Here is a 3,000-nt window from a genome sequence, read left to right as displayed (position 1 = left end):
ATGAGCGGCATGTCGCCCATGTAGACGTCCTGCTCCTTGATATCGAGAACGGAGCGGGTTTCCGTATCCGGATCCACCTCGAACACGATCAGGCGCAGCGTGACGCGCATCGGCGCGGCATAAGTGATGCCCCGCTGACGGCATTCCTCGACGTCGAACTTCGGCGGTTCAAGCTCGTAATTGACGAAGTCCAGCTCGGCGGTGCCGGCGAAATCGCGGATCGGGAATACCGAGCGCAGCGTCTTTTCAAGGCCGGAGACATAGCCGATCGACGGATCGGAGCGGAGGAACTGTTCGTAGGATTCGCGCTGAACCTCGATCAAATTCGGCATCTGCACCACTTCGTGGATGTTGCCGAACACCTTGCGGATACGCCGCTTGCGCGTTCCCGCCTTCTGCTCGCCCCGGGCCGTGCCCGCGTCGATCGGATTGGTCGCCATAAAAGCTTGTGCCTCGTCAGCCGTTCATTCACGAGCGCATGATACCGAACGGCAAAAGGCCGCACGTCCCGATCCGCTCTGCGGAAAAGACGGCAGCCTTCAGCGTCCTGTATTCCCAGCCCCTATCCGTACAACGCGCTGCGCGACGGCGCGTCATGTCCCGAAGCTGTGGAAAGTCTGCCGGATATAGAGACGGTGGCGGCGGACGTCAACTCGCGCACGGCATCGCGATGATCGCGGCGCGTCGATCGATCGGTCCACCGCCGCGCACGGCAGTTGACGGTTGACGTCATCGTCATCGGCGGTAGCGGATGTGGATGCGTTCGCGTTTTTCCCTGTTCCTGTGGTCGTTACCGTCGCTCGGCGGCGTGCTCCTCGCGGCTCAGCCCACCGTCGCCCAGCAATCCGCCCCCGCGCCGGTATCGACCGTCCCGGCGGAGGCGAGCGCGTTGCCGGCGCCGCTCCGCGTGCCGATCGCGCCCCCGCCTGCGCCCGCCGCCACGCCGGGCGCCGCGGCTGCTGCGGGTGCCGGCACGGCGGTGCCACCCGCCGATCCGGCTGCAAGTATCGCGTCGCCCACCATCGTTGCGCCCAATCGGCCGTCGCCGACGCCGACGCCGCGCGCGGTCGCCACGTCGCGCCGCGAACCCGCTGGCAGGATTCCGGTCCCAGGTGCCACCGCAACACCTTGGGACGTGACGCCGCCGTCTCCCGCCGCCACGCCCGAAGCCCCGCCGGCGGCGACGCCGACGCCGGACGCGGCCGTTCCCGCACCCGGCGCGACCGCCCCGACCGCCCCGACGGCGTCAATCGAACCGCGCGACGTCGAGGGTTCGCCGTGGCTTGGCTGGTTGATCGTCCTGCCGGCCGGGGCGGCGGTGCTGATCGCGGGGCTGCTGTGGCGGCGGCGTCGGCGGGGTGCTGCTCTGGCACAGTCGCCCGCGATCGACCCGGACGCTGCCGCCGCGCTGCCACCCGCGCCGCCCGTGGCGATAGCCGATCCCGATGCCCATGCCGATGCCGTGCCGGACGAACGCGCATGGGTGACGTTCGCGCTCACGCCGCGCCGGGCGGGGGTCAATCTGTTGACCGCGACGCTGGAAGCGGTGCTGGTGGTCCGAAACGAAGGCGAGGCCGTGGCCGAGGAGGTGCGGATCGACGTGCGTCTGCTCAGTGCCCGGATCGGACAGGAGAGCGAACTGGCGACGCTGTTCGCCGAAACGGCTGAAACCCCGGTGGTGGCTCCTTTTGCGCTGGCGGCAGGGGAGGAACGCGCGATCGACCTGCTCGTCACCGCGACGCGCGCGCAGCTCAACGTGCTGTCGGCGGCGGGGCGCCCGATGTTCGTGCCGGTCGCGGCGGTCAATGTCCGCTATGTCAGTAGCGGGGGCAGCGGGGGAGTGCACGGGCAGACCGCCGCCGGCTTCGCGATCGGCGTCGAGCGTGAGGGAACGACGAAGCTGACGCCGTTCTGGCTCGATACGCCGGGCCGTATGCACGATCGGCTCGCCGCACGCCCGCACGCGCTGTCGCTGCGGAGTTGAATCCGGAACAGGATGAAGTTGACGCCACATGCGCATGGGCCACGGGCCCGCGCGGGGGGCGTTATGCACAGGCTGGCCGTGCCACCTTCCCCCGCAAGGCCTTTGAGCGGGGCCTTGGCAGGGGGCTTCGCGGTGCGGATCGAGCGGCCGGGGGGATGTTCCGACGGAGGTGATACTCACCCCGCCTTGTGCTCCCGCGCGTGGGCGACGCCCATGAAAAAGGGGCGGTGCCCGCGCGGGAACCGCCCCTTTTCTAGCTGACCGCCACGGGATTCGATCCCATGGCGGCGGGCCGGGCGCGGGGCAGGCGGCATGGCCGCCCGCCCGCGCTGCGGCTTACTTGAGCTCGACGGTCGCGCCGGCTTCTTCCAGCTGCTTCTTGACCTTCTCGGCCTCGTCCTTCGACACGCCTTCCTTGACGGGCTTCGGCGCGCCTTCGACCAGCGCCTTCGCCTCGGTCAGGCCCAGGCCGGTGATCGCGCGGACCTCCTTGATGACGTTGATCTTCTTGCCGCCGTCGCCGGTCAGGATGACGTCGAATTCGGTCTTCTCTTCAGCGGCCGGCGCGCCACCGGCGGCGCCACCGGCGGCCGGTGCCGCCGCAACCGCCGCAGCGGCCGACACGCCCCACTTCTCTTCGAGCAGCTTCGAGAGCTCGGCGGCCTCGAGGACGGTCAGTTCGCTCAGCTGGTCCACCAGCGCGTTCAGGTCTGCCATGATCTTACTTCCTATCTAAACGGGGACAGGGCCCCACATTCCAACAATCAACCGAAAGCTGCCCGTTATCAGGCGGCTTCCTTCTCCGAATAAGCTGCCAGCACGCGCGCGATCTGCGCCGCCGGGGCCTGGGTGATGGTCGCCAGCTTCGTGGCGGGTGCCACGATCAGGCCGACGATCTTCGCACGCAGCTCGTCCAGCGACGGCAGCGTGGCCAGTGCCTGCACGCCCGCCACGTCGAGCGGGGTTGCGCCCATCGCGCCGCCGACGATCTCGAACTTGTCGGTCGTCTTGGCGAA

Annotated in this window: 3 protein-coding genes and 2 pseudogenes; 1 reads left to right on the top strand and 4 read right to left on the bottom strand. The window is 69.1% G+C overall.

Translation table 11 applies throughout. The features are described 5' to 3' along the window. Both ACFDSW_RS16115 and ACFDSW_RS16110 read right to left on the bottom strand, forming a co-directional pair. A pseudogene (locus tag ACFDSW_RS16115) lies at window positions 1-440 on the bottom strand (DNA-directed RNA polymerase subunit beta); the annotation flags it as partial. 382 nt (window positions 441-822) lie between these two features. After that, window positions 823-1,119, bottom strand: coding sequence for a hypothetical protein (locus tag ACFDSW_RS16110; protein ID WP_375251275.1), 297 nt, complete (start codon window positions 1,117-1,119; stop codon window positions 823-825). 16 nt (window positions 1,120-1,135) lie between these two features. Between ACFDSW_RS16110 and ACFDSW_RS16105 the strand changes: the two genes are divergently transcribed. After that, window positions 1,136-1,984: a hypothetical protein gene (locus ACFDSW_RS16105; RefSeq protein WP_375251274.1), complete on the top strand. Its 849-nt coding sequence runs from the start codon at window positions 1,136-1,138 to the stop codon at window positions 1,982-1,984. Between the two features lie 336 nt (window positions 1,985-2,320). Here the strand turns inward: ACFDSW_RS16105 and rplL are convergent, their stop codons facing one another. Beyond that, a complete protein-coding gene (gene rplL / locus ACFDSW_RS16100; RefSeq protein WP_375251273.1) occupies window positions 2,321-2,701 on the bottom strand; it encodes a 50S ribosomal protein L7/L12 in 381 nt (126 codons plus the stop codon). A 68-nt stretch (window positions 2,702-2,769) separates the two neighbouring features. Further along, window positions 2,770-3,000, bottom strand: a pseudogene (locus ACFDSW_RS16095) (50S ribosomal protein L10); the annotation flags it as partial.

The sequence above is a fragment of the Sphingomonas sp. genome, from assembly GCF_042091075.1.
GTDB lineage: Bacteria > Pseudomonadota > Alphaproteobacteria > Sphingomonadales > Sphingomonadaceae > Sphingomonas.
Note: the sequence above shows the minus strand (reverse complement) of the source record. Positions and strands in the feature narration are given on the sequence as shown.

What these genes read in the sequence shown, in the direction of transcription:
- rplL (WP_375251273.1), bottom strand. Translation starts at nt 2,701, where the DNA reads ATGGCAGACCTGAACGCGCTGGTGGACCAGCTGAGCGAACTGACCGTC.